Here is a 23,130-nt window from a genome sequence, read left to right on the forward strand (position 1 = left end):
CCACCCGCGCATTGGACCATCCGCCTGCTGCGCGGCGGCCAATCAGCCATAGGGGCATGGGGGGTCAGGGCGCCTCCGTTTCGGCCTCTTTAGCCTGCGCTGTGTGCTCGCTTCGGCGCCGCGGTACCCGATGCACAGGTTTCGCCGCCACCCGCGATACCACCGCGTAGTAGAGCAATGGTGTGAACACGATTCCAAGCAGCGTCGCCGCAATCACGCCGCCCAGGACTCCCGTACCGATGGCGTGCCGGCCTTGCGCGCCGCCGCCCCGCGAGAACGCGAGCGGCAGCACGCCGAGCACGAACGCCGCAGAAGTCATCACGATAGGCCGCAGCCGTTCGACGCTCGCGCCCACAACTGCGGCGCGCAGCGGCAACCCGCCCGTGCGGCGCACGCTCGCGGCCTGCACGATCAGGATGGCGTTCTTCGCCGCAAGGCCGATTACGGTCACCATTCCGACCTTGAAGTAAATGTCGTTGGGCAGCCCGCGCAGGAGCATCGCGCTCACTGCGCCGAGCGCACCGAGCGGAACGACCAGCAGCACGGAAAGCGGCGTGATCCAACTCTCGTAGAGCGCCGCCAGCACCATGAACACCGCTAGCAGCGAGAGGCCGATGAGGAGCGGAGTCTGGCGAGCCGCCTGGACTTCTTCGAACGCGGCGTCGGTCCATTCGCCATACACGCCTTCGGGCAGAGCAAGCGCGAGCCGCGCCATTTCGGCCATCGCTTCACCCGAGCTATGGCCCGGCGCCGCGCGCCCCGTCACGTCGAGCGACGGATAACCGTTGTAGCGGCTCAGCATCACGGGGCCGAGCGTCCAGTGCGTGGCCGCGATCGACGACATCGCCACGGACCCGCCGAATGTATTTTGCACAGGCAGGTCGAGCAGCTGGCTGGCGTTCATGCGCGTAGGTGCGTCGGCGGCGACGATGACGCGGCGCATGCGCCCCCCTGCTGGAAAGTCGTCGACATAACTGGAGCCGAACGTGCTGCCCAGCACGTCCGCGATGCGGTCGAACGACACGCCATATGCGTAGGCCTTATCGCGGTCGACTTCGAGTTCCACGCGCGGCCCGTCAGGCAGGTCCTCCGAGTGGACCTGCGCCACCATGCGGCTCTTGCCGGCCGCGTCGATCAGTTGGTCACGCGCGGCCTTCAATCCGTCCATGCCGACGCCCCCGCGATCCTCCAGCCGGTACGTAAAGCCCTCGGAGTGGCCGATGCCCGGCACCGCGGAAGGCAGCATAGCCTGCACGTCGCCGTCGAGGATGGTGCCGAATTGCTCGTTTAGCGTGTCGCGCACAGCCTGTGCGTCTATCTCGTCCTTGCCGCGCCGACCCCACGGCTTGAGTTCGACGAACGCCATCGCCACGTTCTGCCCGCTGCCTGCGAAGCTCCAGCCCACCACGCTCGTTACGTTGCCGACGGCCTGCTGCTTGCCGAGGATCGATTCCACGCGCTTTACCACGTCGAGCGTGCGGGTCTGCGTGGCGCCCGCGGGCAACTGAATCATCACCTGCAACTGCCCCTCGTCCTCACTCGGCAGGAAGCCCTGCGGCAGCTTCCAGTACAACAGCGCCCCAACCGCGCACAGCACCACGTAGATCGCTAGCACACGCGGGCCGCGCCGCAGTAGCGCAGCCACGACCGCCCGGTAGCCGCGCGAGGCCCGCGCCGCTTGCGCCGTCAAACCGCGCTTGGGCTTCGGCGTTCGCTTCGGCACCCTTAGCAGACTCGCACAAAGGGCCGGCGTTAGCGTGAGCGCCATGAACGACGAACACAGCATCGACGCGATCATCGTCACTGCGAACTGCCGATAGATGCCGCCTACATTGCCGTTAAAGAACAGCATCGGCACGAATACGGCGGTGAGCACCGCCGTCACACCGACGATCGCACCGCCAATGCGCTTCATCGCGGCGCGCGTGGCTTCGCGCGGTGCAAGCCCGCGCTCGTGCATCATGCGTTGCACGCTCTCCACGACAACGATCGCATCGTCCACGAGTATGCCGATAGCGAGCACGAGGCCGAACATGGTGAACACGTTGATCGACATCCCGGCCCAATACAGTGCCACGAATGCGCCCATGAGCGTGACGGGGATCACCACCGTGGGCACGAGCGTGGAGCGCAGGTCGCGCAGGAATAGCCACATCACCGCGAATACGAGCACCACGGCTTCGATGAGCGTGATCACCACTTCGTGAATCGCCACGCGCACGAAGTATGCGGTATCGAATGGAATTTCGATCGCTACGCCCGGAGGAAGACGTCTGGACAGCTCCGCGAGACGCGCACGGATCCTGTTCGAAGTTTCCAGCGCGTTGCCGCGTGGGCCGAGATGGATGCCCACGGTCGCCGCCGATCTGCCGTTCAGGCGCGAGTAGAACGAGTAGTCGGCGCGGCCCAGTTCCACGCGCGCGATGTCGCGCAAGCGCACGAGCGAGCCATCCGGCTTAGCCTTCAGCACGATTTGTCCGAACTCGTCGGGCGTTTCGAGTTGCCCCTTCACGCTCACCGACTCGGTGATTTGCTGCCCGTTCACGAACGGCGCGTTCCCGAGCGTGCCCGCTGTCACCGGCGAGTTCTGCGCGGCAATGGCCGCGTTGACCTCGGCCGCCGTGAGGCCGTATTCGCGCAGCTTCACCGGATCGAGCCAGACGCGCATGGCCTCGTCGGCGTCCCAGAGCTCCGCCGCGCCAACGCCCGGTGCACGCTTGAGGTCGCGAAGGATGAAGCGGTTCAGGTAGTCACTGAGTTGTGCGGAATCGCGCGTGCCGTCGGTGGACGTGAGCGCGACGAGCATCAGGAACGTATTCGACGCCTTCTCCACATCGATGCCCTGCTGCACCACTTGCTGCGGCAACCGCGCCTCGACCTGCTTCAGACGGTTCTGCACGTCCACGAGCGCGATGTCGGGATTGGTATCCGACGTGAAGGTCACGTCGATTTCCAGGTCCCCCAGCGCATCGCTCGTCGTTTCGTAATACTGCAGGCCTTCGGCGCCATCGAGGCTCTCCTCGATCACGCTCGCGACGTTGTTGCCCACCTCCTCCGCCGACGCACCCGGATATTCCGCGCTGATGACGATGCGCGGCGGCGAGAGCTGCGGATACTGTGCGACCGGCAACATGGGAATCGCGAGCACGCCCGCGACCATTATCGCGAGCGCGATGACCCATGCGAAGACCGGCCTGTCGATAAAAAAGAAGGGCACGCGCTCGCCGGTACGGTTAGGGGAACAAGGGGGAAGCGAACGGTGGTGCTTCCGCGTAGCGCGCCATATGAAGCGTATCGGCAAGTACGCCGGCGCGCATTGCGGCACCGCGCGAGCGGCCCTCTACGACGAAGCCGAACTTGCGATAGAGCGCGATCGCGGCTTCATTGTCGGCGAACACTTCGAGTTCGAGCCTGCGCAGGCCCAGCGAATGGTCGGCACAGGCGACGATCGCCGCCATCAGCGCGCTGCCCACGCCACGACGCTGCCAGGCGTCGTGCACGCCGAAGCCCACGCAAGCGCAGTGTGCGCGGCGCGCCTTCGCGACATCGAGCTGCGATTGTCCCACCACGCGTCCGTCGATATCGGCGCAAATCGTGATGCAGCCGGGCGCCCGGCTCTCATACCACGCACGCAAGGATTCGGGGGTGCGCCACCCGCTCAATAGCGTGCCGTGGCGCACACCTGGCTGATTCATCAAGTCGGCGATCGCCTCGAAATCGGCGGGCTCGCAGGTGCGCACGCGGATAGTACCGGGTGACGCGAACGCGGGCGATGGTGTCGGGACGTGCATGGGGATCACTCCGGGGTGAGGGGCAGCGGATCGTGCAGGCGCGCCATCAAGAAGAAGTCGGCGAGTATTCCTTCGCGCAATACTGCGCCGCGCAAACGCGCCTCGACTTCGAAACCGCACTTTCGGTAGAGCGCGATCGCGGCAGCATTGTCGGTGTAGACGTGAAGTTGGAGCCGCCGTAGGCCCAGCCAGTTGTCGGCGAAGTCGAGGATTTGCTCCATGAGGAACGTTCCGACGCCCCGACGCTGCCAATCGTCGTGTACGTTTATGCCGATCTCGCCGACGTGCGCGCGGCGCAACTTCTGCGGATGCAGTTCAGCTTCGCCCACGATAGTCTCGCCCACCAACGCGCCGATGATGACGGCCGGCGATACCACGTTCGCGATCCACTCACGGGTCTGTGCGACCGAACTATACGGTGGCTCTGCATTGCCCCGCACTATTGACGGGCTGTGCCCCAGCGCATGCAACGCTTCGGCATCGCCGGGGCGCAATGCGCGCACGACGAGCCCCTCGGGTAAGCGCGACTGCATTGTTGTTTCCTTCTTGTTTGAGACGTCAGGGACGGTCAGGCAGGCTACAGCGTCAGTTCAAACGACTTCACCAGCACCCCGGGAAGCTGCATGCCGCCTGTCGCGCGTTGACCCCACGTGTCTTCGGACAGGCGCAGTTCGGGCTGCGCACCGAGACGCTCGAGGCGCTCGCCCAGCAGGCCGTACAGACTGTCGTCGAAGCGCATCGCGTCTACCGGCGCAACGACACGCCCCTCCTCCACCCAGAACGTCGCAAAACGCGTCATGCCGGTCAGGCGGCAGCCCATGCGATCCGAGAAGTTCACGTACCAGAGGTTGCCGACGTACAGACCCGTGCCCAGCGCCGCGAGCACATCCGCGTCCGCGAGGTCGCCGCCCGGCATCGAAAGCGACGACGGCGCCTCGCTCGCCAGTGCACCGTTAGGGAGCAGGCCGTACTCGCGCGCCGTCCGGGCGTTTGTCAATTGCGCGACGCTCCTCCCCTCACGCACGAGCGGCACGCTTTCGCGCAAATAGCCGTCGTCGTTGAAGGCAGGTGTAATACCAAGTCCGAGCTCTTCAGTGATCGAGATGCGCGCGTCGAGCGAAAGCTCGCCGCCATGCAGCCGGTAAAGCGGGCTCTGCGACGTCGCCTGCGCGCGCGCTGAAAAGCCGCCCCACGCAGCAACGCCCAGCAGTTCTTCGAGCGCCGCTGGCGCGAGCCATGCACGGTACCGGCCCGGCCCGAGCGCTCGCGGCGCGAGCGCCAGCACGGGCAGGCGTGCCGCCGCCTCCTGCACCTTGCTGGCAAACTTCGCGTCGTCCCAGTTCTCGCCCGCATAGGTCGTCTTGATGGCGCGGCCGCCCGGATGATAGAGCGACCAGCTGAAGCAGAAGTTTTCGACTTCGTGCCAGCCACGGCTGCCGCAACTGGAGGCGAAGCCGCGCGCGAGCATGCCGCCCGCGTAGAAGCCAACGAAGTCGAGCCCGCGCGCGCATTCGGCCACCACATGGATGAGGGCATGCGGATCCCGCAGCCGTCCCGTGCGCCGCGTCGAACGCTGCCACGCTGTCGTGTCGTAGAGCAGATGGGGATCATCAGGGGCATCACGCAGGTCCGAGCGAAGCGTTTGCAACGTCGCGCCCACATCGCGCAGATCCTGATCAGCGTTGCCGCAGATGTCGAGCGTGGAATACGCCTGGCGCGCGCCATCGATCATCCGAAGCGTGAGCTTGCCTTGGGAGACGAGTCCCATTTGCCGGACTTTGCCGCCGTTGAAACGAATGAAATCCGATTGCTCTCCGGCAAAGGAAGTGAGCGCCGTTTCACCAGCCAGCAACAACCCGTCGATCGCATCGGCGAGCATCATGAAATGCGAGTGCCAATCTACCGCCACACGCTCGCTTGCAAAGAGTACGTCGCTCATCAGGCGCCTCCAAAAACGTCTACGTTGCTGAAGACGCACGCCGGTGACGCGTGCCCCACACGAATGACCTGCGCGGGCTCTCCCTTGCCGCAATAAGGCGTGCCGTAGACCTCTCGGGTGCTCGCGTCGCCTACGGCGACGAGACTGCGCCAGAAGCTCGCCGAAATGCCGCGATAATTAGGCCGCTTGACGACCTGCGTGAGCTTGCCGTTCTCGATGAGCCGGCCATATTCGCAACCGAACTGGAACTTGTTGCGATGGTCGTCAATCGACCAGGACGTATTCGAAGTCATCAGAATGCCGTTGTCGATGCTTGCGATCATCGCGGCGAGTGTTTCGGTACCGGGCTCGATGTTCAGGTTCGCCATGCGGTCGATAGGCGGGCGATTCCAGTTGGCCGCGCGCGAGTTCGCGACCCCCGGCAGCCCGGCGCGCTGCTGCGAGAGTGCCCCACCGAGCGGCCGCTCCAGCACCCCGTTGCGGATCAGGTATTGCTTGCTCGCCGAACTGCCTTCGTCGTCGAACGCGTAGGTAGCGGCTTCTTCGCGCAGCTCCGGATCGAACGTCACATTCAGCAACGGGGAGCCGTACTGATAGCTGCCGAACATCTCCGGCTTCACGAAGCTCCAGCCAGCGAAGTTGCGCTCGTCGCCGAGAATCCGGTCCAGTTCGAGTGGATGACCGATCGATTCGTGAATCTGCAACATCATCTGGTCCGGCATCAGCAGCAGGTCGCGCGTGCCCGACGGGCAATTCGGCGCCGCGAGCAGTTGCAGCGCCTCGTTCGCCACACGGGCGCCAGCGCCATTGAAGCCGTGCCGTGCGAGTATCTCCAGACCTCCCTGCCCGAGCGCGCCGTGGTCGCCGGCAAGTGTTCGCACCTGCGTGTCGCCGTTCGCATGCGCGGCCACGCTCAGCCCTGGCATGAGGTAGCGAAAGCGCTGCTCGATGCTCACACCGTCGCTCGTGAGATAGAGTTGATCCGTGTGCGCGACGTGCATGCTCGCCACGCGCTCGACGATGCGCGAGTCGAGGTTCGCCGACGCGCATTCGTGCGCGAGTTGGCTGAGCCACTCACGGCGGGTGGGGAGCGGCGTGTCGATGTTCGGCGAAGCATAGCTGCCGCTCGCAACGGGCCGGGCAATGCGGCGGTAATCGATCAACGAGACTTGCGCACATGCGAACGCCCGCGCCGTGGCGATGTCGAGCGCACGCTGGAGCCCCTCTGCACTGAGGTCGGCCGTCGCCGCATAGCCGGCACCGGCGCCGGTCCAGGCCGTCAGCATTGCGCCCCGCTCGCGCACCGCACGCAGCGGCTGCGCGACGTCGTTGCGCACCACGTGGTCCTCGACAACTTCGCCCGTCATGCGCAGCGACCAGAAATCGGCGCTGCTCTTCAGCGTGCGCGCGCCCTGCAGCCAACGCTCTTCGATCATGCAAACTTCTCCTGTAGCACCGCCGGCTCGTCCAGCATCGACGACGCCAGCAGCGATTGCGTGTAAGGATGAGACGGCGCGTGCAGCACGTCGAGCGTGTCACCCTGCTCGACGATGCGGCCCGCTTTCATCACGATCACACGATGCGCCATCGCGCGCATGACGGCCAGATCATGCGTGATGAACAAATAACTCAGCTTGTACTTCTTCTGCAAGTTCGTCAGCAGCGCGAGCACCTGTTTTTGAATCGAGACGTCGAGCGCGCTGGTTGGCTCATCGAGAACGATCAGTTCCGGTTCCACCGCCAGTGCACGGGCAATGGCGATGCGCTGGCGCTGTCCGCCAGAAAATTCGTGGGGGTACCGCTGCATCGAATCGGCGGGCAGGCCCACTTCCTCGAGCAGCGATGCGATACGCATACGTCGCGCCGGTCCGTCAACCTCCGGTCTGTGCACGGCCAGCCCCTCTCCGACTATCTGCTCGATCGTCATGCGCGGAGAAAGCGACCCGAATGGATCCTGAAACACCACCTGCATGCGCGAGTACAGTGCGCGGCGGGCCCTCGCCTTGCGTTGCGCCGAGAGCGCGACCCCGTCGATGCGGATCTCGCCCGCTGCCGCGCTTTTCAGACCGAGCACGGTGGCCGCGAGCGTCGATTTGCCCGAGCCAGACTCGCCGACGATACCGAGCGTTTCGCCGCGCCGCAGCGTCAGGTTCGCTTCGTGCAAGGCACGGAAAGTCGAACTGCCGAACACCGAGCGCCAGCCTTTGACCGCCGTGCGGTAATCCACGGCGAGGCCTTTCACGTCGAGGATGGGCGGCGCATCCACCGCGACCGGCGCCACCTCGCGACGCGGCTCGCTATCGAGCAGGCGCTGCGTGTAGGGATGCTGCGGGTTCGAGAAAAGCGCCGCGGTCGTGTTCGTTTCGACGAGGACGCCCTTTTCCATTACCGCCACGCGCTGCGCAAAGCGCCGCACGAGATTCAGGTCATGCGTGATGAGCAATATGGCCATGCCACGGGCTGCGGCCTCCTGCTCCTGCAGGTCGATCAGCAGATCGACGATCTGCTGGCGGACGGTCACGTCCAGCGCCGTGGTGGGCTCGTCGGCGAGCAAGAGGCGCGGGCGGCACGCGAGCGCCATCGCGATCATCGCACGCTGGCGCTGTCCGCCGGACAGCTGATGCGGAAAGCTGTCGATGCGGCGCTCCGGTTCGGGAATGCCGGTCCGCCGCAGCAACTCGACACCGCGCTCACGCGCCGCGCCGGCGCTGAGCCCCTCGTGCAGACGCAGGCTTTCGGCAATTTGCTTGCCGATCGTGTACAGCGGATTCAGGGCGGTCATCGGCTCCTGAAAGATCATGGCGATATCGGCTCCGCGAATGCCGCGCATCTCCTGCTCGGTTTTCTGCAGCAGATCCTCGCCGTCGAACTGCATGCGCCCAGTGAATCTTGCATGCTCGACGAGGCCGAGGATCGACAGCGCGGTCACGCTCTTGCCCGAGCCCGATTCGCCGACGAGCGCCACGCGTTCGCCGCGCTCAATCGAGAGACTCAGTTCGCGCACCGCCTGTTTCTCGCCGAAGCGCACGCTGAAGCGCTCGATTTCCAGCAAAGGACGATTCATTATTTACCTCCGCCGAACGCCGAGCCACGCCTGCGCGTATCGAGTGCGTTACGCAGTGCATCGCCCATGAACGTGAGCAGCAGCAGCGTAATGACGAGCGCCGCAAAAGCCGAGAGCGAGATCCACCATGCCTCGAGATTGTTCTTGCCCTCCTGGAGTAGCTCGCCAAGGCTTGGCGTGGGCGGCGGCACACCGAGCCCGAGGAAGTCCAGACTGGTGAGCGAGAGAATGGCCGCACTCATGCGAAAAGGCAGGAACGTGATGACCGGCGTCAGGCTGTTGGGCAGCACGTGGCGCCACATGATCTGCCAGTTCGAGAGACCCATCGTGCGCGCCGCCTTCACGTAGTCGAGCGAGCGGTTGCGCAGGAATTCAGCGCGCACGTAATCGGAAAGCACCAGCCATCCAAACATGGAGAGCAGGATAAACAGCAGCCAAAGCGTAGGCTCGAAGATCGAGGCGAAGATGATGAGCAGGTAGAGGTCCGGCATCGAACTCCAGATTTCGATGAGCCGCTGCCCGATGAGATCGGTGCGTCCTCCATAGAAGCCCTGCACCGCACCCGTCAACACGCCCAATGCGACGCCGGATACCGTTAGCGCCAGGGCCATCAGCACGGAAAGCCGGAAGCCGTAGAGCAACCGCGAAAGCACGTCGCGACCGAACTGATCGGTGCCGAGCCAGTTCGTGGCCGAGGGCGCGGACGGATACGGTCGCGCCGCGAAGTAGTCGATCGTATCGTAATGAAAATGATTGGGCGGATAGATCGCGAAATTGCCGTTCGATTCGAGGCGCTGCCGGATATACGGGTCGAGGTAGTTGGTCCTCGCCGGAAAGTCGCCACCGAAGATCGTCTCCGGATAATCCTTCACGATCGGGAAATAGTACTGACCGTCGTAACGCACGACGAGCGGCCGGTCATTTGCGAGCACCTCGCCGAGCATGCTGATCGCAAACAGCGTGACGAAGATGACAAGGCTCCAATAGCCGAGCGGCTGCGCGCGAAAGCGCTGCCACGTGCGGCGCCAGGGCGAGACCGACGGCGCGTGCGCAACGGCGGCGGTTTCAGCCGTCCAGGCGTTGGAACTGGATGCGGGGGTCGACGAGGACATAGCAGACGTCAGCAATGAGTTTGGTTACGAGGCCAATCAGCGTGAAAAGAAACAGCGAGCCAAGCACGACGGGGTAATCGCGGCGGATAACCGAGTCGTAAGAGAGCTGGCCCATGCCGTCCAGTGAGAACAGCGTTTCGATCAGCAGATTGCCGTTGAGAAAAGCGCCAATGAACGCGGCGGGCAAGCCCGTGACGAGCGGAATGGCCGCGTTGCGCAATACGTGCTTCCACAGCACATCGCGCTCGGGCGCGCCCTTTGCCCGCGCGGTCAGCACATACTGGCGGCCAATCTCTTCGAGGAAGGTGTTCTTCGTGAGAATCGTGACGATCGCGAAGTTGCCGACCACGGAGGCCGTTACCGGCAGGACGATGTGCCACAGGTAGTCGAGCACCTTGCCCGCGAGGCTCAGGTCAGCGAAGTCATCGGACGTGAGACCCCGCATGGGGAACACCTGCCAGAACGAGCCGCCACCGAACAGCATCAGCAGCAGCACGCCGAGCACGAAGCCGGGCACGGCATAGCCGGTGAGCACGAGTACGCTCGTCACAGTGTCGAATCGCGACCCGTTGCGCACCGCCTTTGCGATGCCGAGCGGCACGGATATCACGTAAGTTAGCAGTACTGTCCACAGGCCAAGCGTGATCGAAACGGGCAACTTCGAGCGGATCACGTTCCAGACGCTGTCGTGCTGGTAGTACGACTGGCCAAGATCCAACGTGGCGTAGTCCTTGAGCATGAGGAAATAGCGCGTGAGCGGAGGCTTGTCGAAGCCGAACTCCTTCTTGATCTGCTCGATCTGTTGCGGATCCACGCCCTGGCTGCCGTGATAGCCGCCTCCTCCAGCGCCGGTCTCGCCGCCGCGCGTCGCATTGCCATGGCGCAGTTGCGCCATGATCTGCTCGACCGGGCCGCCGGGCACGAACTGCGTGACGACGAACGTGAGCGTGACGACGCCGATCAGCGTCGGCACCATCAGCAATAGACGTCGAAAAATGTAGGCGAACATGGTGGTCCTCAGTGGGCGGTCGCTTGCGCGGTCCGGGCGACCTGCGCGTTTTGCGGCTTGCGATACCAGTAGTCGATGATCCAGTCCTGGGACCCGAACGATACGGGCACGACTGACGGATAACCGAGCGACGTCTTGTATGCGATGCGCGCGTTAGGTGGGTAGTACTCCGTCACGAGGTAGTACTCGTTCAGCAACACACGATCGAGGGCACGCGTTGCCGCTTCGAGATCGTCGAGCGTGTTCGCGGCTTGCACCGCCTTCACGAGCGCGTCGACGGCCGGCGAGCGCACGCCCGGATAGTTCTCCGAGCCCACCTGCGAGGCAGCCGCGCTGCCAAAGCGGCGTTCAAGCTCCGCGCCGGGAATCGTCACCGGGCTGTAGAGCCAGGTGGTCATGTCGTAGTCGAAATTGTCCAGGCGCTTCTGGTACAGCGCACTGTCGATTTCGCGCAGATGCGCACTGATGCCGAGCGTCGCGAGGGCCTGCGTGTAGGGGAGGATCACGCGGTCCATGCCCGGCTGGTCGTCCAGGATTTCGATGTTCATGGGCTCGCCCGCGGCATTGCGCAGCGCGCCGTCACGATAATGCCAACCCGCCTGCGCAAGGAGATCGCGCGCCTCACGCAGATTGCCGCGCAGCGAATCGGGCGGCAGCGTCGTTGGCTGCTTGATCATCGGCCCGAACACTTCCGGCGGCAGGCTCGCGCGCCACGGTTCGAGCAGCTTCAACTCCTTCTCGCCCGGCGTGCCGGTCGCGCCGAACGGGCTCGCCTCGAAATAGCTGTGCAGGCGCAGGTACTGACCGTAGAACATCATGCGGTTCATCCAGTCGTAGTCGAACGCGAGAGAAAGCGCATGGCGCACGCGTACGTCCTGGAACATCGGCTTGCGCAGATTGAATAGCATGCCCTGCATCTGTGCGGGACCGTCCGGGAAATTGGTCTGCTTGAGCGTGCCGTTACGGAAGTTCTTGCCCACGTACTTGCGCGCCCATTGGGTCGCGCTGTCTTCCACGTGCACATCGGCATCGCCGGCCTTGAACGCCTCGAGTTGCGTGTACAGGTCGAGGTAGAGTTTGAACGTGATGCGCTCGAAGTGGTGCATGCCGCGGCGCGTGGGCAGATTGACCGCCCAATACGCGGGATTGCGGCGATACGCAATCTGCTTGTCGTTCTTGCGTTCGGCGATCAGATACGCGCCGCTCGCAATGGGCGGTTCGTTCGACAACTGGTCGAACGGAACGCGCGTGCCGTCCGGTTTCATCCCCCACTTGGGCGAGAAGATAGGCAAGTCGCCTGCAATGAGCGGCGCGTCACGCTCCGCTCGACGGAACTCGAAACGGATTGTCGAGGCGCTCACCACGACCGCCTTCTTGATCACCGAAAACTGCGCATTGAAGAGCGGCGAAGCCTGAGGGCTCGTGAGCGTATCGAACGAGTATTTGACATCGGTGGCCGTTATTGGATCGCCGTTCGAGAAGCGCGCAGCCGGGTTGATATGGAACGTCGCCGAAGCCTGGTCGGCCGCGACGTCAACGCGATCGGCGATCAGCGGATATTCGGACGCCAGTTCGTCCCAGCTGCGCTGCATCAGCGTGTCGAACATCAGATTCTGGATGTCCGGCGCGGGTGCGCCTCGCACGAGGAAAGGATTCAGCGAATCGTAACTTTGGTACTCATTGTAGTTTTCGAAACTCAGGACGCCGTTCGACGGCGCATCGGGATCCGCGTAGTCAAAATGGGTGAAGCCGGCGGGATACTTCGGCTGATCGTACTGCGCGAGCGCCGTAGCCGCTCGTGCCGGCACCCCGGCAAGCGCACCCACTCCCACTGCCATGACCAGTGCGCAAACCGCACCTGACCAATGCGGCGACAATCGTGACAAGCTCAACTTCTTCAATCTCATCGTCTGTCTGCATGAGGACGCACACCGGCGTCTGGCCGATGCACGGTTCGTCTGTCCGACGTGGCAGGGGTTTGCCGCCGTCGCTCGCCACTACAGGAAACATTCGAGGCCGGCGGCCTTGGCCGCCTGCCTCATCGACTACTCACTACGTTGCACCGATCGCTCAGAACTTGTACGTCGCTCCGATCTGCGCGAAACGGCCGATATAGTTGTACAGCGACGTGTCGTAGCCCGTCTGGTCGAGCGCGCTGCTGGCAAAGATCGGATCGAACGGAGGCGTGCGGTTGAAGATGTTGTTGATGCCGCCGTAGATCGTCCAGTGCTTGATGCCCGTGTAGGTGACCATCAGGTTGAACTGGCTATACGAACCTACCTTGTCGGCAACCGGCGTGGGCGCAGCCACCGAAAGCGTCTGTGCGTACGGTCCCGTGTACATCCACGTGAGCGCCGCATTCCAGCCGTGATAGGCCCAGTCGAGCGTCGTATTGCCCTTCCAGCGCGGGAAGCTGCCGCCGAACGGCTGCGTGATCGTGAAGTTGTTGCCCGCACCGTTGATGGGACCCGTGGACTGCCCGAGCGTGAAGTCCTTCACGTACGCCCAGTCGGCCGTCAGCGTGAACGTGCCCGCCTTCGTCGGCAACGCCTGGCGGAAGGTGCCTTCGAAGCCGTTTGTGTCGAGGTAGCCGAGGTTCTCGTACGGGAACACTTCATAAACCACCTGGCCTTGCGCATTCGTCACGACCTGCGACGGCGAAGCCGCCTCGCCGATGACGTGATCGACACGGATCTTGTACCAGTCGAAGCCGAAATCGGTCGTGCGCGTGGGCGAAGTCTGGAAGCCGAGGTTGATGTTGCGCGTGCGTTCAGGCTGCAGGTTCGGATTGCCCTCGGTGATCGTGGTGACCGTGCCGGTGGCCGACTGCTGGATACCGAGCGTCTGCGAAGTGCTGTTTTCGACGAATGTCGGCGCGCGGAAGCCGCGGTTATAGGAGCCGTACATCGTCAGCTCCTTGACGGGCTGATAGCGCAGGGCGAAGCGCGGCGAGAACGCGCCCCCGAAGTCGCTGTAGTGGTCGTAGCGGCCCGACTGACTGAACGTCAGGTTGTGGACGATGGGCACGTCGACCTGGTAGTACACCGCCGCGACATTGCGCTGGCCGTTGACGGTCTGCAGCATCGGGTTCGCCACGAGGCCCTGGGAAAACTCCGCGCCCGGGTTGATGACTTCGCTCTGGTGCAGGAACTGGGCGCCGAAGCCGACACCGATATCGCCCGTTGGCAGATGGTACAGATTCGGCGTGGCGAGCGTTGCGTCAACCGTATCGAGCTTCGATATGCCCTGGTTGTTCGCATCCATGTACAGGCCGTTCAGGCCGTTCGGCGTCGACGACGGATTGGCAAAGTTGAATGTGCCGTTCTGGTAGATGTTATTGAGCGTCGCAGCGTTGAGCTGATTCGTGTAGGTGTTCGAAACGTTGCTCTGCGAGTGGCTATAAGCAGTCGACCAGTCCCAGTCCCCATACTTCGGCACCGAGAACGAACCGCGAATGCCCGTGGACGCACGCCAGAAGTTCGCGTACGTCTCTTCTGCCACGGTACGCGGAAACGAATAGGTGAGCGGCGTGTCCACGCCATACGGGTTGTACGGGTTGCTTGCGGGAACGACGTTGTTGAACGGCGTCAGACCGACGCCCGGAGTATAGGTGAGCGTCGGCGTTTGCGGGCTGCCGACGATGTTGTTCCAGAGACCGTCGTTCGTGGTCGTCTGGGTGTAGCTTTCCCACAGATCGGCAAAGGCGGTGGTCGTGTCGTCGACCTTGAAGTCGGCGTGGACCTTTGCGCTCGCGCGCGTCGTCTCCGGCGCGATCGACATGCCGTTGGCGGTGTTGAACGCGCACACCGTGCCGCCCAGCCCAGCAGCCGCGCCCAGGAAATTGCTGCCGGCAGGATGGACGGAGCCGCCGTATGGGCACCCGCTCAACGCCTGTGCGGTGTTGGGCCCCGTTTGCCAATAGGACGGCGCGAGCAGCGAGAGGCCGCCCGGCTTGTTCGTGAAGTCCTGCGCCGACGTGGAATCGCGGTCGGCCAGCGTCGAGCCCGCCGAGTGATAGACGCTCGCCGATGCGGTTACGTTGAAGCGGTCCGCATTGAGGTCGCCGAAGCCCGCCAGAACGCCGAACTTCGTCGTGCCGTTGCCGCCACCGTCGCTCACCGAACTGCCGTAGCTGCCGTCGAGTTGAAGGCCGCGGAAATCGTGCTTCGTGATGATGTTGACCACGCCCGCAATGGCGTCCGAGCCGTACTGCGACACAGCGCCGGTTTTCACGATCTCGATGCGATCGATGGCGTTGAGCGGGATGGTATTGAGGTCGAAGAAATTGTCGGTGCTGTTCGAATAGAAGGCGAACGGCGCAACGCGCTGGCCGTCGACGAGCACGAGGGTGTACTTCTCGCTCAAGCCGCGCAGCGCGATACCCGCCGCGCCGGCCGCGAAGTTGCCCGCCTGGCCTTCGCTCCAGCTATTGGCAGAGTTGGCCGAAACCGAGCGCAGATAGTCGGCCACGGTCGTCGCGCCGCTATTCTGAATGTCCTTCGTGGTGATCGTTTGCACCTGCTGGAAGCCCGTCTTGTCCGATTGCCGGATCAGCGAACCGGTCACTTCGAACTTCTTCAGCTGCTTGACGGTGGCTTTGTCACCAGTCGTGGCGGCTGCGCCGCCCGTGCTGTCGGCACCCGTCTGCGCGCTCGCGCCCGACTGCTGCGCGGACGCTGGCGCGGTTGCATTATCCGCCGCGATCGCCGCGCCGCCGTTGGTCACGGGCTGGCTCTGCGCGAACGCCGGTACCGCAAACGCCGCTGAAAACGCCAATTCCGCCCAGATTATTCTTCGAATGGCAACAGCCAATGCTCTTTGTTTCACAGTTTCCCCCTTCTCTCTCGTCGGTCACGTCTACTTCGTTATGCGAAGCAAGGTCTCGTGAACCCCCGCATTAGATTTGACGACGCTGTCGCATCGCGCCACTTTTTACCTGGATTCGCCCTCCCCAGGGCTCTTCCATTTACAGCCGACCACTTGCCCCCAAAACCTCGTGCTGCTTCACTTCTGTCACATCCACCCCTGCCGAGCCAAACCGGGCCACGCCACCCCTTTTTTCTTACGTATACCTAATTAACTACCGAACTTTGATGCGTTGTTGCGGTTCGCTCAACCACTCACGGCTTCGATGCCACCAGCACCCAGAGCTGCGCCAGATCGGCGCTGCCATCGTTGCCCCGTACTGCATTGAAAGCCTGGATGGCTCGCGCTTTCTGCCCCGAGGCAAAATAAGCCTCGCCGAGGCGCAGTCGCGCTAGATCCTGGTGATCAAGGCCGCCCTTCACAATGAGCGATTCCATGGTCGCGAGACCCTGCTTCGCCTGCCCCGCATACACCTGATTGAATGCCGCATCGAACGGTGCGACGGGATTGGCCGGGTCGGGCGCAGCATTGGCGCGCTTTGCCGCTAGTGCCTGCAGGCGACGTTCGCGATCGGCTCCAGCATCGTGACCCAGCACGCCAGACGCAAAGCCCTGATCGATGATCTGCTTGCCTTCGGCCGTAGACCCGGCAACGATCGCCAGTTGCGTCATCTCCATGTAGTCATCGGCGCTGGAAAGCGAGGCCGTCGCGCGGCGCAGGCGATACGTGTCCAGATCCAGTGCGCCGAGATAGCCGGGCTTGCTGCGAATCGCGTGCAGCAGGTCGTCCCAATATGACTGCTTTGGGTGATAAGCCACGAGCTTTTCGAGCGCACTGCGATAAGCTTCCTGGTCGTTCGCATGCTGAGCGCAGGTACCGAGCAGCTGCAGTTGCGCCTCCTCCGGCGTATGACCGCCGCGCACCTGAGCTTCGACGCTCGCGCTCAGCAGACGCGTCGCGCTGGCGTAGTCGCCGGAGAGGTAGTACGACTCGACCAGCAGCGTGGCCATCTGGGGATCGCCGCCGCCAGCCTTCTGGTAGCGCTGCGCGACCTTGATCGCCTGGGCATAGTTCTTCTGCTGGAAGTAGATGCCCGCAAGCGCCGCCGTCGTGCGCTGGGCGTCCTCGCCCTTGAGCTGCCCGCTCGCGAGCAGCGATTCATACGCCTGCGCGGCAACGCCGTTCTGGCCCGCCGCCATGGCGGCGGCGCCGCGCATCTCCTCGACCATGTACGTTTCGTACGGCGTCTTGTTCGGTACGGCCGCGGCCTGCGCAATCTTGTTGAGCGCGTCCTCGTAGTGGTGCGCGCGGTACAGGTTCTGCGCATCGTTCAGCGGCTTCGCCACGTCGGGACGTAGCGTGTCCGCCGCCCGCGCCGCTGTCGGCACCATGGCCAGCGTCGACAATGCGCTCACCGCGAGCGCAAGCGCCGTCCTCTTGAATCGATAAGAAATGCTCATCGCTTTCGAATGCCTCACTGCATGTACTGTTCGTTGCCGATCAAGCCGATCTTCGTTGCGCCTTCGCGCTGGGCCGCGGCCATCACTTCGGCCACGTCCTTGTATGGCGCGAGCCGGTTCGGACGCAAATGAATTTCTGCCTGCTCCGGTTCGGCCGCGACCTGCGCGAACCTGCGCTCCAGCGTCTCCTGATCGGGCACCGGTGTGCCGTTCCAGGTCATGGCGCCGTCGAAGTCGATGTCGATTTGCACCACCTCCGGCTGCACGGCCGGCGGCGGCGGATTGCCCACCGGCAAGTTCATCTTCACCGCGTGCATCTGGATCGGAATGGTGATGATCAGCATGATCAGCAACACCAGCATCACGTCGATCAGCGGCGTCGTGTTGATGTCCACCATCACTTCGGGTTCGCTTGCTCCACCGCCCGACGATACGTTCATGCCCATAACCGCCCCTTAACCGCCGCGCGCCGGCGGCTCCGTAATGAATGACACCTTGGCGATTCCCGCCCGCTCGCACGACGTGATCACGCGCCCGATGGCCTCATAGCGCGTCGCCTGGTCGCCGCGGATATGCACTTCCGGCTGCGGCGTCTGCACGGACACTGTCTTCAGCCGTGCCAGCAGCGTCGGCGCATCGACGTGCTGCTCGTACCAGAAGAAGTCGCCATCGCGATTGACCGCGATCTCGACGCTCTTCGGCTGCGTCTGCAGCGGCGTCACCGTCTGCTTCGGTAGCTGGAGCTGCACTGTATGCGTCACCACGGGAATCGTGATCAGAAAGATGATCAGCAATACCAGCATCACATCGACGAGCGGCGTCGTGTTAATGGACGAGATGACCTCGTCGTCATCGCCCTCGCCTCCAACGCTCATGGCCATGGCGTACTCCTCGCTCAGTCGGCCATGACGGCGGCGCGCGGCGCGGAGCGCGCGACGCGCTTGCCGCCAGCCAGCAAAACCGTATGCAGTTGCGCGCCGAAGCCGCGGACACGCTCCATCACAGCCTTGTTGCGTCGCACGAGGAAGTTGTAGCCGAGCACCGCCGGCACGGCCACGCCCAGACCGATGGCGGTCATGATGAGCGCCTCACCGACCGGACCCGCGACCTTGTCGATCGAAGCTTGACCTGCAATACCGATGGCCGTCAGCGCGTGATAGATGCCCCACACCGTACCGAACAGGCCGACGAACGGCGCGGTCGAGCCCACTGTGCCGAGGAATGCCAGGCCGTCCTGCAGGCGATTCGACACGCTGGTGATGGCGCGCTCGACCGAAACGTCGATCCACGTGTTTCGATCGACGGCCTCGAGCAGCGCTTCGTCGTGATGCTCGCCGGCCTCGATCGCGGTTTCCGCGATGAACCGGAACGGCGACGACTCCTCGAGCTGCTTTGCGCCTTCTGCTAGCGACGGCGCGCTCCAGAGCTGCTCGTCAGCGCTCTTCGCACGACGGTTTGCGCGGAACTGCTCGAAGAACTTGGTGATCATGATGTACCAGCTGCCCATCGACATCACCACGAGCAGCAACAGGACGAAGCGCGCGACGAAGTCGCCGTTCTTCCAGAGCGCGCCGAGACCGTATGGGTTCGTGACCGTCTCCGAGGTGGCCGGTGCGGGGGGCGGCGCCGGCTGGTCCGCGCTCGCGGCGGGTGACGGTGCGGCGACGGCTGCGGTGGCGGGCGCCGACGCGACTGCCGCAGGGACGCTAGCCTGCGCGTTGGCAAGCTGCGGCGCGACAAAGGTATCGACCGTGGCTACCGCGATCAACATGCTTGCCGCGAGTGCGGCGTAGGAACGCTTTTTCATGCCTGCTCCAATTCATCCGTTGAACATCTAAAAATCCGGGTAATGAGTCGCCACCCGATACATGCAGCCCGAGCGTCAGTTGAGACTGAACGAGAACGGAACCTGCACGCGTACCGGCTGGCCTTGCGAAATGCAGTTGAACTTCTTGACTGCGTTGAATGCAGCGGCATCCAGACTGTCGTCATTGGCCGACTGCGCCACTCGCTCATTCGTAACATGACCTTGCGGATCCACCACGAATTCGATGAGCACGTCGCCGGTCACACCGTTGTCCTGTGCCTCTTTCGGATAGCGGATCGACGAACGGATCTCATCCGAGTTTGGACACACGACGCCCACTTCGTGGCTCACCGGCTTCTGCACGGGTGCAGGCGGCGCGGGTGGTGCAGGCGGTGCGGTGACAGGCGCGCTGACCACGGGCGCAGCCTGATGCACGATCGACTGCTGCGGTGGCGCCTGCACCGGCACTTCGGGAGGCGGCACGAAAGGCGGCGGCGGAGGCGCGAACTTCGGCGGCGGCAGCTGCACGGTAGGCAGCGGGGGGGGGGGCGGCGGTGCTACGGGCTGGATGATCTTCGTTTCAATCGGATGCTGAATCACCTGCACGACCTTGTTTGCAAGACCATTGACCAACGCGTAGATGAGCACAATGTGCAATACGATTACCGCGCCAATTCCGCCGTAGCGGCGCACAGGGTTCTGCTGCCTACGCCCGAATTCGCGTGGGCGGCCTGGTCCGCCCGAGCGCACGCCTTCGGCTGGCGCTCCCATTTGCACTTTCATCACCACCTTCGCTCCCTCGGCGCAGTACGCCCCAATCCTGCCGCAGAAAACCCTCGTCACGCCATGACCACAAGTCGCGCGTGGCAGAAACCGACTTGTGCGAAATTACATTCGCACTACGAATTAGAAAATGCAGCCCACGCGGCAATTTCCTGGCCGCTCATGAACCCGCAATGCTTCTTGTGCTTATCGACAATCGATAGTTGTACTAACCCAATACATTTCGCTTCGGCACCAACGCGGCCGACTATCCGTCATTTGCCCTCCGCCTGGACGCCATCAGGGGTCTCGGACCGCCAGATCTATGTGTCAGTTTTGTTGAAGCGAGTCGAAGATAGCAAAAAAAAATGCCAGTGAGAAAACTTTTTTTGATGGAGCAATATCATGTTTAAGTATTTGCTCTCTAATTGCGAATTCCGGCACCAACGTGGTTCAAGCGCTTTCTGTCGATCATCGCAATGGTGCAAATATCCATTAATTACAAAATCATTATTTAATCATTTCACGTTTACAGCGTTAATTCAGGCGGCTCTGATTTCCGCTAGCGGCGTCCACGGGAGCGCACGAGATCGGGGGGAGTCGACCGCAACGACTACACTGGAGTTCTTGAGCCGCTGGGGAGAGACGGTCATGGAACTGCATTGGAAAATCTATCTGGAGCGAAGGAACGGGAGAAAGGGTCACTGTCGGCGCTGTGCGACGACCGGTTGAAGGCGCGACGCCTGCGGATTTCGGCTTATCCCTGGCGGAAGGCCGTCGACTTCCGAGGGCCCTGCAACAGCTCGCTGCACAAGATCAGATCCGCGCTTTAGTCCCGAGAGTGATTTCCTGCTTGTGCACACCCGAGCCGTTGGACGACAACGATGACTCCCCCGACGTCGAGCGATGCCGACGCGCTACTTGCGTTCGAGGTCGAAAACCGGGCCTACTTCGAGCAATGGATTAACGCTCGCCCTTGCGACTACTACAGCGCTTCCGCGGTTCGCGAAGCGATAAGAGCAGCAACTAGCGATAGAGTCGGAGATCGAGCCTATCAGTACCTCGTTTGGCTCGACGATACGATCGTCGGTAGAGTCAATCTTGTCAGCGTAACTCGCCCATCCATGGCGAGTGGCATCACCTCCTCTATTTCGAATGCCATCTCGACGAGACGGAAGCGCCGCCTGCAACAGGTCGAGCGAACGTTGCATTGACTTCCAAATCGAACTAGTCGTTTTGGGAGGGGTGGTAAGCAAAAGCACCCATTTCGCCGCAGCTGAATGGCTCTCGCGCGAGGACGCGACAATCCTCTCTACGTTTCTATAGGACCGCTGCGGGTCGACTATGCCTGTTGCATCAGGCGCGTCCCAGACGACTGGTGCACTCGGCCGTTCAATTCCGGCATCAGTATCCCTCTCTTATTTCCGATTGCGGCGATCAAGGTTTCATCCAGAAAACTGAATATCCTCAATCGCCCAGCGAGCGTTTCGGAATAGAGTCTGCAGGTTGATTTTGAGAACGATTGGTTCTAATATCTACTCCATGACTACCTTCGACAGTTCCCGAACTCGCGCTCGCTCCCGTCCCGAACGTTCTGCGGAACGCGGCCGACCGCGGGAATTCGATGTCGACCAGGCGATCGACGCTGCTGCCCGAATATTTTGGGCGCATGGTTATCACGCGACGCCTGTCGAGGCGCTGTGCGACGCTACAGGCGTGTTCCGCGGCAGTCTTTACCGGACCTTCGGCGACAAGCACGGTTTGCTTGTCGCGGCGTTCGATCGCTATGCGGAAGGTGCAGTCGCGCGGCTGAAGGAGCGGCTGGCCGCCGACATGCCGCCGGCTGACGCGTTGCGCGCGGCGCTGCTGCATTACACGTTGGTCAGCGCGAATCTGCTCGATCGGCACGGCTGCTTGATCACCAATGCGGCGATCGAGTTGCTACCGGACGACCAGGACATGCGTTCCCACATCGAATCGACGCTGCACCGCATCGCGACGCAGTTCAGTCTTGCGATCGCGCGCGGCCAGCAGGCTGGCCAATTCGATAAACGCTTGGACGCAGAGGAGGTTGGTCGGTTTCTGCTCTGCATCGTTCAGGGGATGCGAGTGCTCGGCAAGACCGACTTGGACAAATCCGCGCTCACGTCGATTGTGGACATGACGATGCGAGCGCTGGTCTGAGATGAACGTTTCCATCGGCACGAGTCGGTGATTGTGGGGATGTCGGCGGCCGCTGGCATTTTTTTAACCTATTTTGAGAACGATCAGTCATGAAATCAATCTCAGCTTCATCTGCATCTTCGATACGTTACTGGAAGGGCGTTGCACTGTGCCTGGTGGGTACGGTGCTGATGGGCGCGATGTTTCCCATAATGACTGACGCGTTGACACACGTCGATCCATTCACGTTTACGTCCCTGCGCTATCTGATAGCCGGGGTCGCTTTCGCTATGCTGCTACGGTATCGCGAAGGTGCTGGCGCGTTTGCCGCCCACGGCCACTCGCTCGGGACTGCGTGGTTGCTCGGCTCTGTCGGCTTTTGCGGCTTCGGCTCGTTCGTTTTTCTCGGGCAGCAACTTGCCGGGCCGGACGGCGCGCTCGATGCGTCGATCATGATGGCAACGCAACCGATGATGGGCTTGCTTCTTAGCTCGTGGCTACGACGCAGCGCACCACCAGTGCTCTCGCTTCTGTTCGTCGCGGCATCGTTCTCAGGCGTGTCGCTGGTGATTACGAACGGCGATTTGCTGGCCGCCATTCACGGACCCCAGCACTACGCTGCCAGCGGGCTGATCGTGATCGGAGCGTTTTGTTGGGTGGTATACACGTTCGGCTCGGCGCGGTTCGCACGCTGGTCAGCATTGAAGTACACGACGATGACGACCTGGCTAGGTCTTACCACGATCGTTACCGTCAACGCGATCTTGATTGCACTGCACGCGGTGCCCGCGCCGACGTTGTCGATGCTGCGTTCCATTGCGCCGCATCTGCTCTACATGGGGCCCGTCGCTGGGTTCGGCGCGATCTTGTTCTGGGTCTCCGGAAACCGGATCCTGGGTCCGATGAACGGCGTGCTGTTCATGGACGTCGTACCGATTACCGCATTCGTCGTGTCCGCGCTGACCGGAGTAGTGCCGATGTCGGCCCAGATCGGGGGCGCAACATTGACTGCCGTCGCGCTAATCATGAACAACGTTTATTTGCGTCACCGCTCGTTAAGGATGACGGCGTCGGCTGCAGCATGATCGGATACTCCACGATGCACATGGCGACGGCAGAACGGATCAATGGCGTATTTAGCTGGTACTGCGTCTGGA

General features: G+C 62.8%; 17 protein-coding genes. 2 read left to right on the top strand and 15 right to left on the bottom strand.

The window, feature by feature from the left end; all coding sequences use genetic code 11:
- Window positions 1-64: 64 nt before the first annotated feature.
- The 15 genes from AB4Y43_RS15745 to AB4Y43_RS15815 all read right to left on the bottom strand — a co-directional run bounded on the left by AB4Y43_RS15745 (window position 65) and on the right by AB4Y43_RS15815 (window position 19,819).
- A complete protein-coding gene (locus tag AB4Y43_RS15745; protein ID WP_368728188.1) occupies window positions 65-3,217 on the bottom strand; it encodes a multidrug efflux RND transporter permease subunit in 3,153 nt (1,050 codons plus the stop codon).
- A gap of 16 nt (window positions 3,218-3,233) precedes the next feature.
- A complete protein-coding gene (locus AB4Y43_RS15750; RefSeq protein WP_069261310.1) occupies window positions 3,234-3,791 on the bottom strand; it encodes a GNAT family N-acetyltransferase in 558 nt (185 codons plus the stop codon).
- Window positions 3,792-3,796: 5 nt separating this feature from the next.
- Window positions 3,797-4,324, bottom strand: a complete 528-nt coding sequence (locus tag AB4Y43_RS15755; protein WP_069261311.1) for a GNAT family N-acetyltransferase — start codon at window positions 4,322-4,324, stop codon at window positions 3,797-3,799.
- A 44-nt stretch (window positions 4,325-4,368) separates the two neighbouring features.
- Window positions 4,369-5,730 (bottom strand): metallopeptidase TldD-related protein, encoded by a 1,362-nt coding sequence (locus tag AB4Y43_RS15760; RefSeq protein ID WP_368728189.1) that lies wholly within the window; start codon window positions 5,728-5,730, stop codon window positions 4,369-4,371.
- Window positions 5,730-7,166: a TldD/PmbA family protein gene (locus AB4Y43_RS15765; RefSeq protein ID WP_368728190.1), complete on the bottom strand. Its 1,437-nt coding sequence runs from the start codon at window positions 7,164-7,166 to the stop codon at window positions 5,730-5,732. The genes AB4Y43_RS15760 and AB4Y43_RS15765 overlap by 1 nt, the downstream gene beginning before the upstream one ends.
- Window positions 7,163-8,794: an ABC transporter ATP-binding protein gene (locus AB4Y43_RS15770; RefSeq protein ID WP_368728191.1), complete on the bottom strand. Its 1,632-nt coding sequence runs from the start codon at window positions 8,792-8,794 to the stop codon at window positions 7,163-7,165. The genes AB4Y43_RS15765 and AB4Y43_RS15770 overlap by 4 nt, the downstream gene beginning before the upstream one ends.
- On the bottom strand, window positions 8,794-9,906 hold the full coding sequence (locus AB4Y43_RS15775) for an ABC transporter permease (RefSeq protein WP_069261315.1): 1,113 nt from the start codon (window positions 9,904-9,906) through the stop codon (window positions 8,794-8,796). The genes AB4Y43_RS15770 and AB4Y43_RS15775 overlap by 1 nt, the downstream gene beginning before the upstream one ends.
- Window positions 9,860-10,915, bottom strand: a complete 1,056-nt coding sequence (locus tag AB4Y43_RS15780; protein ID WP_368728192.1) for a microcin C ABC transporter permease YejB — start codon at window positions 10,913-10,915, stop codon at window positions 9,860-9,862. Before AB4Y43_RS15780 ends, AB4Y43_RS15775 begins: the two co-directional genes overlap by 47 nt.
- 8 nt (window positions 10,916-10,923) lie before the next feature.
- Window positions 10,924-12,753, bottom strand: a complete 1,830-nt coding sequence (locus tag AB4Y43_RS15785) for an extracellular solute-binding protein (protein WP_368728193.1) — start codon at window positions 12,751-12,753, stop codon at window positions 10,924-10,926.
- Between the two features lie 232 nt (window positions 12,754-12,985).
- A complete protein-coding gene (locus AB4Y43_RS15790; RefSeq protein ID WP_368603336.1) occupies window positions 12,986-15,742 on the bottom strand; it encodes a TonB-dependent receptor plug domain-containing protein in 2,757 nt (918 codons plus the stop codon).
- Between the two features lie 293 nt (window positions 15,743-16,035).
- Window positions 16,036-17,172 (bottom strand): tetratricopeptide repeat protein, encoded by a 1,137-nt coding sequence (locus AB4Y43_RS15795; protein ID WP_368728205.1) that lies wholly within the window; start codon window positions 17,170-17,172, stop codon window positions 16,036-16,038.
- 83 nt (window positions 17,173-17,255) lie between these two features.
- Window positions 17,256-17,687 (bottom strand): biopolymer transporter ExbD, encoded by a 432-nt coding sequence (locus AB4Y43_RS15800; RefSeq protein WP_069261320.1) that lies wholly within the window; start codon window positions 17,685-17,687, stop codon window positions 17,256-17,258.
- Between the two features lie 9 nt (window positions 17,688-17,696).
- Window positions 17,697-18,122, bottom strand: coding sequence for a biopolymer transporter ExbD (locus AB4Y43_RS15805; protein ID WP_069261321.1), 426 nt, complete (start codon window positions 18,120-18,122; stop codon window positions 17,697-17,699).
- A 14-nt stretch (window positions 18,123-18,136) separates the two neighbouring features.
- On the bottom strand, window positions 18,137-19,048 hold the full coding sequence (locus tag AB4Y43_RS15810; protein ID WP_069261322.1) for a MotA/TolQ/ExbB proton channel family protein: 912 nt from the start codon (window positions 19,046-19,048) through the stop codon (window positions 18,137-18,139).
- 75 nt (window positions 19,049-19,123) lie between these two features.
- Window positions 19,124-19,819 carry an energy transducer TonB gene (locus AB4Y43_RS15815; RefSeq protein ID WP_368610352.1) on the bottom strand — a complete coding sequence of 232 codons (696 nt, stop codon included), beginning with the start codon at window positions 19,817-19,819 and terminating at the stop codon, window positions 19,124-19,126.
- A gap of 1,533 nt (window positions 19,820-21,352) precedes the next feature.
- On the opposite strand from AB4Y43_RS15815, the gene AB4Y43_RS15820 reads away from it, so the two are divergent.
- Both AB4Y43_RS15820 and AB4Y43_RS15825 read left to right on the top strand, forming a co-directional pair.
- The gene (locus AB4Y43_RS15820) at window positions 21,353-21,994 is read left to right on the top strand and encodes a TetR/AcrR family transcriptional regulator (RefSeq protein WP_368728194.1); all 642 of its coding nucleotides are present in this window, start codon (window positions 21,353-21,355) and stop codon (window positions 21,992-21,994) included.
- Between the two features lie 89 nt (window positions 21,995-22,083).
- Window positions 22,084-23,058: a DMT family transporter gene (locus AB4Y43_RS15825; protein WP_342947006.1), complete on the top strand. Its 975-nt coding sequence runs from the start codon at window positions 22,084-22,086 to the stop codon at window positions 23,056-23,058.
- The last annotated feature ends 72 nt before the right edge of the window (window positions 23,059-23,130 follow it).

The organism is Paraburkholderia sp. BR10872 (assembly GCF_040965835.1).
GTDB classification, from domain to species: domain Bacteria; phylum Pseudomonadota; class Gammaproteobacteria; order Burkholderiales; family Burkholderiaceae; genus Paraburkholderia; species Paraburkholderia nodosa_A.

Coding starts and splice junctions, on each gene's coding strand:
- AB4Y43_RS15750 (WP_069261310.1), bottom strand. CDS start 3,791: ATGCACGTCCCGACACCATCGCCCGCGTTCGCGTCACCCGGTACTATC.
- AB4Y43_RS15755 (WP_069261311.1), bottom strand. CDS start 4,324: ATGCAGTCGCGCTTACCCGAGGGGCTCGTCGTGCGCGCATTGCGCCCC.
- AB4Y43_RS15760 (WP_368728189.1), bottom strand. CDS start 5,730: ATGAGCGACGTACTCTTTGCAAGCGAGCGTGTGGCGGTAGATTGGCAC.
- AB4Y43_RS15765 (WP_368728190.1), bottom strand. CDS start 7,166: ATGATCGAAGAGCGTTGGCTGCAGGGCGCGCGCACGCTGAAGAGCAGC.
- AB4Y43_RS15770 (WP_368728191.1), bottom strand. CDS start 8,794: ATGAATCGTCCTTTGCTGGAAATCGAGCGCTTCAGCGTGCGCTTCGGC.
- AB4Y43_RS15775 (WP_069261315.1), bottom strand. CDS start 9,906: ATGTCCTCGTCGACCCCCGCATCCAGTTCCAACGCCTGGACGGCTGAA.
- AB4Y43_RS15780 (WP_368728192.1), bottom strand. CDS start 10,915: ATGTTCGCCTACATTTTTCGACGTCTATTGCTGATGGTGCCGACGCTG.
- AB4Y43_RS15785 (WP_368728193.1), bottom strand. CDS start 12,753: ATGGCAGTGGGAGTGGGTGCGCTTGCCGGGGTGCCGGCACGAGCGGCT.
- AB4Y43_RS15795 (WP_368728205.1), bottom strand. CDS start 17,172: ATGGTGCCGACAGCGGCGCGGGCGGCGGACACGCTACGTCCCGACGTG.
- AB4Y43_RS15800 (WP_069261320.1), bottom strand. CDS start 17,687: ATGGGCATGAACGTATCGTCGGGCGGTGGAGCAAGCGAACCCGAAGTG.
- AB4Y43_RS15805 (WP_069261321.1), bottom strand. CDS start 18,122: ATGGCCATGAGCGTTGGAGGCGAGGGCGATGACGACGAGGTCATCTCG.
- AB4Y43_RS15810 (WP_069261322.1), bottom strand. CDS start 19,048: ATGAAAAAGCGTTCCTACGCCGCACTCGCGGCAAGCATGTTGATCGCG.
- AB4Y43_RS15815 (WP_368610352.1), bottom strand. CDS start 19,819: ATGGGAGCGCCAGCCGAAGGCGTGCGCTCGGGCGGACCAGGCCGCCCA.
- AB4Y43_RS15820 (WP_368728194.1), top strand. CDS start 21,353: ATGACTACCTTCGACAGTTCCCGAACTCGCGCTCGCTCCCGTCCCGAA.
- AB4Y43_RS15825 (WP_342947006.1), top strand. CDS start 22,084: ATGAAATCAATCTCAGCTTCATCTGCATCTTCGATACGTTACTGGAAG.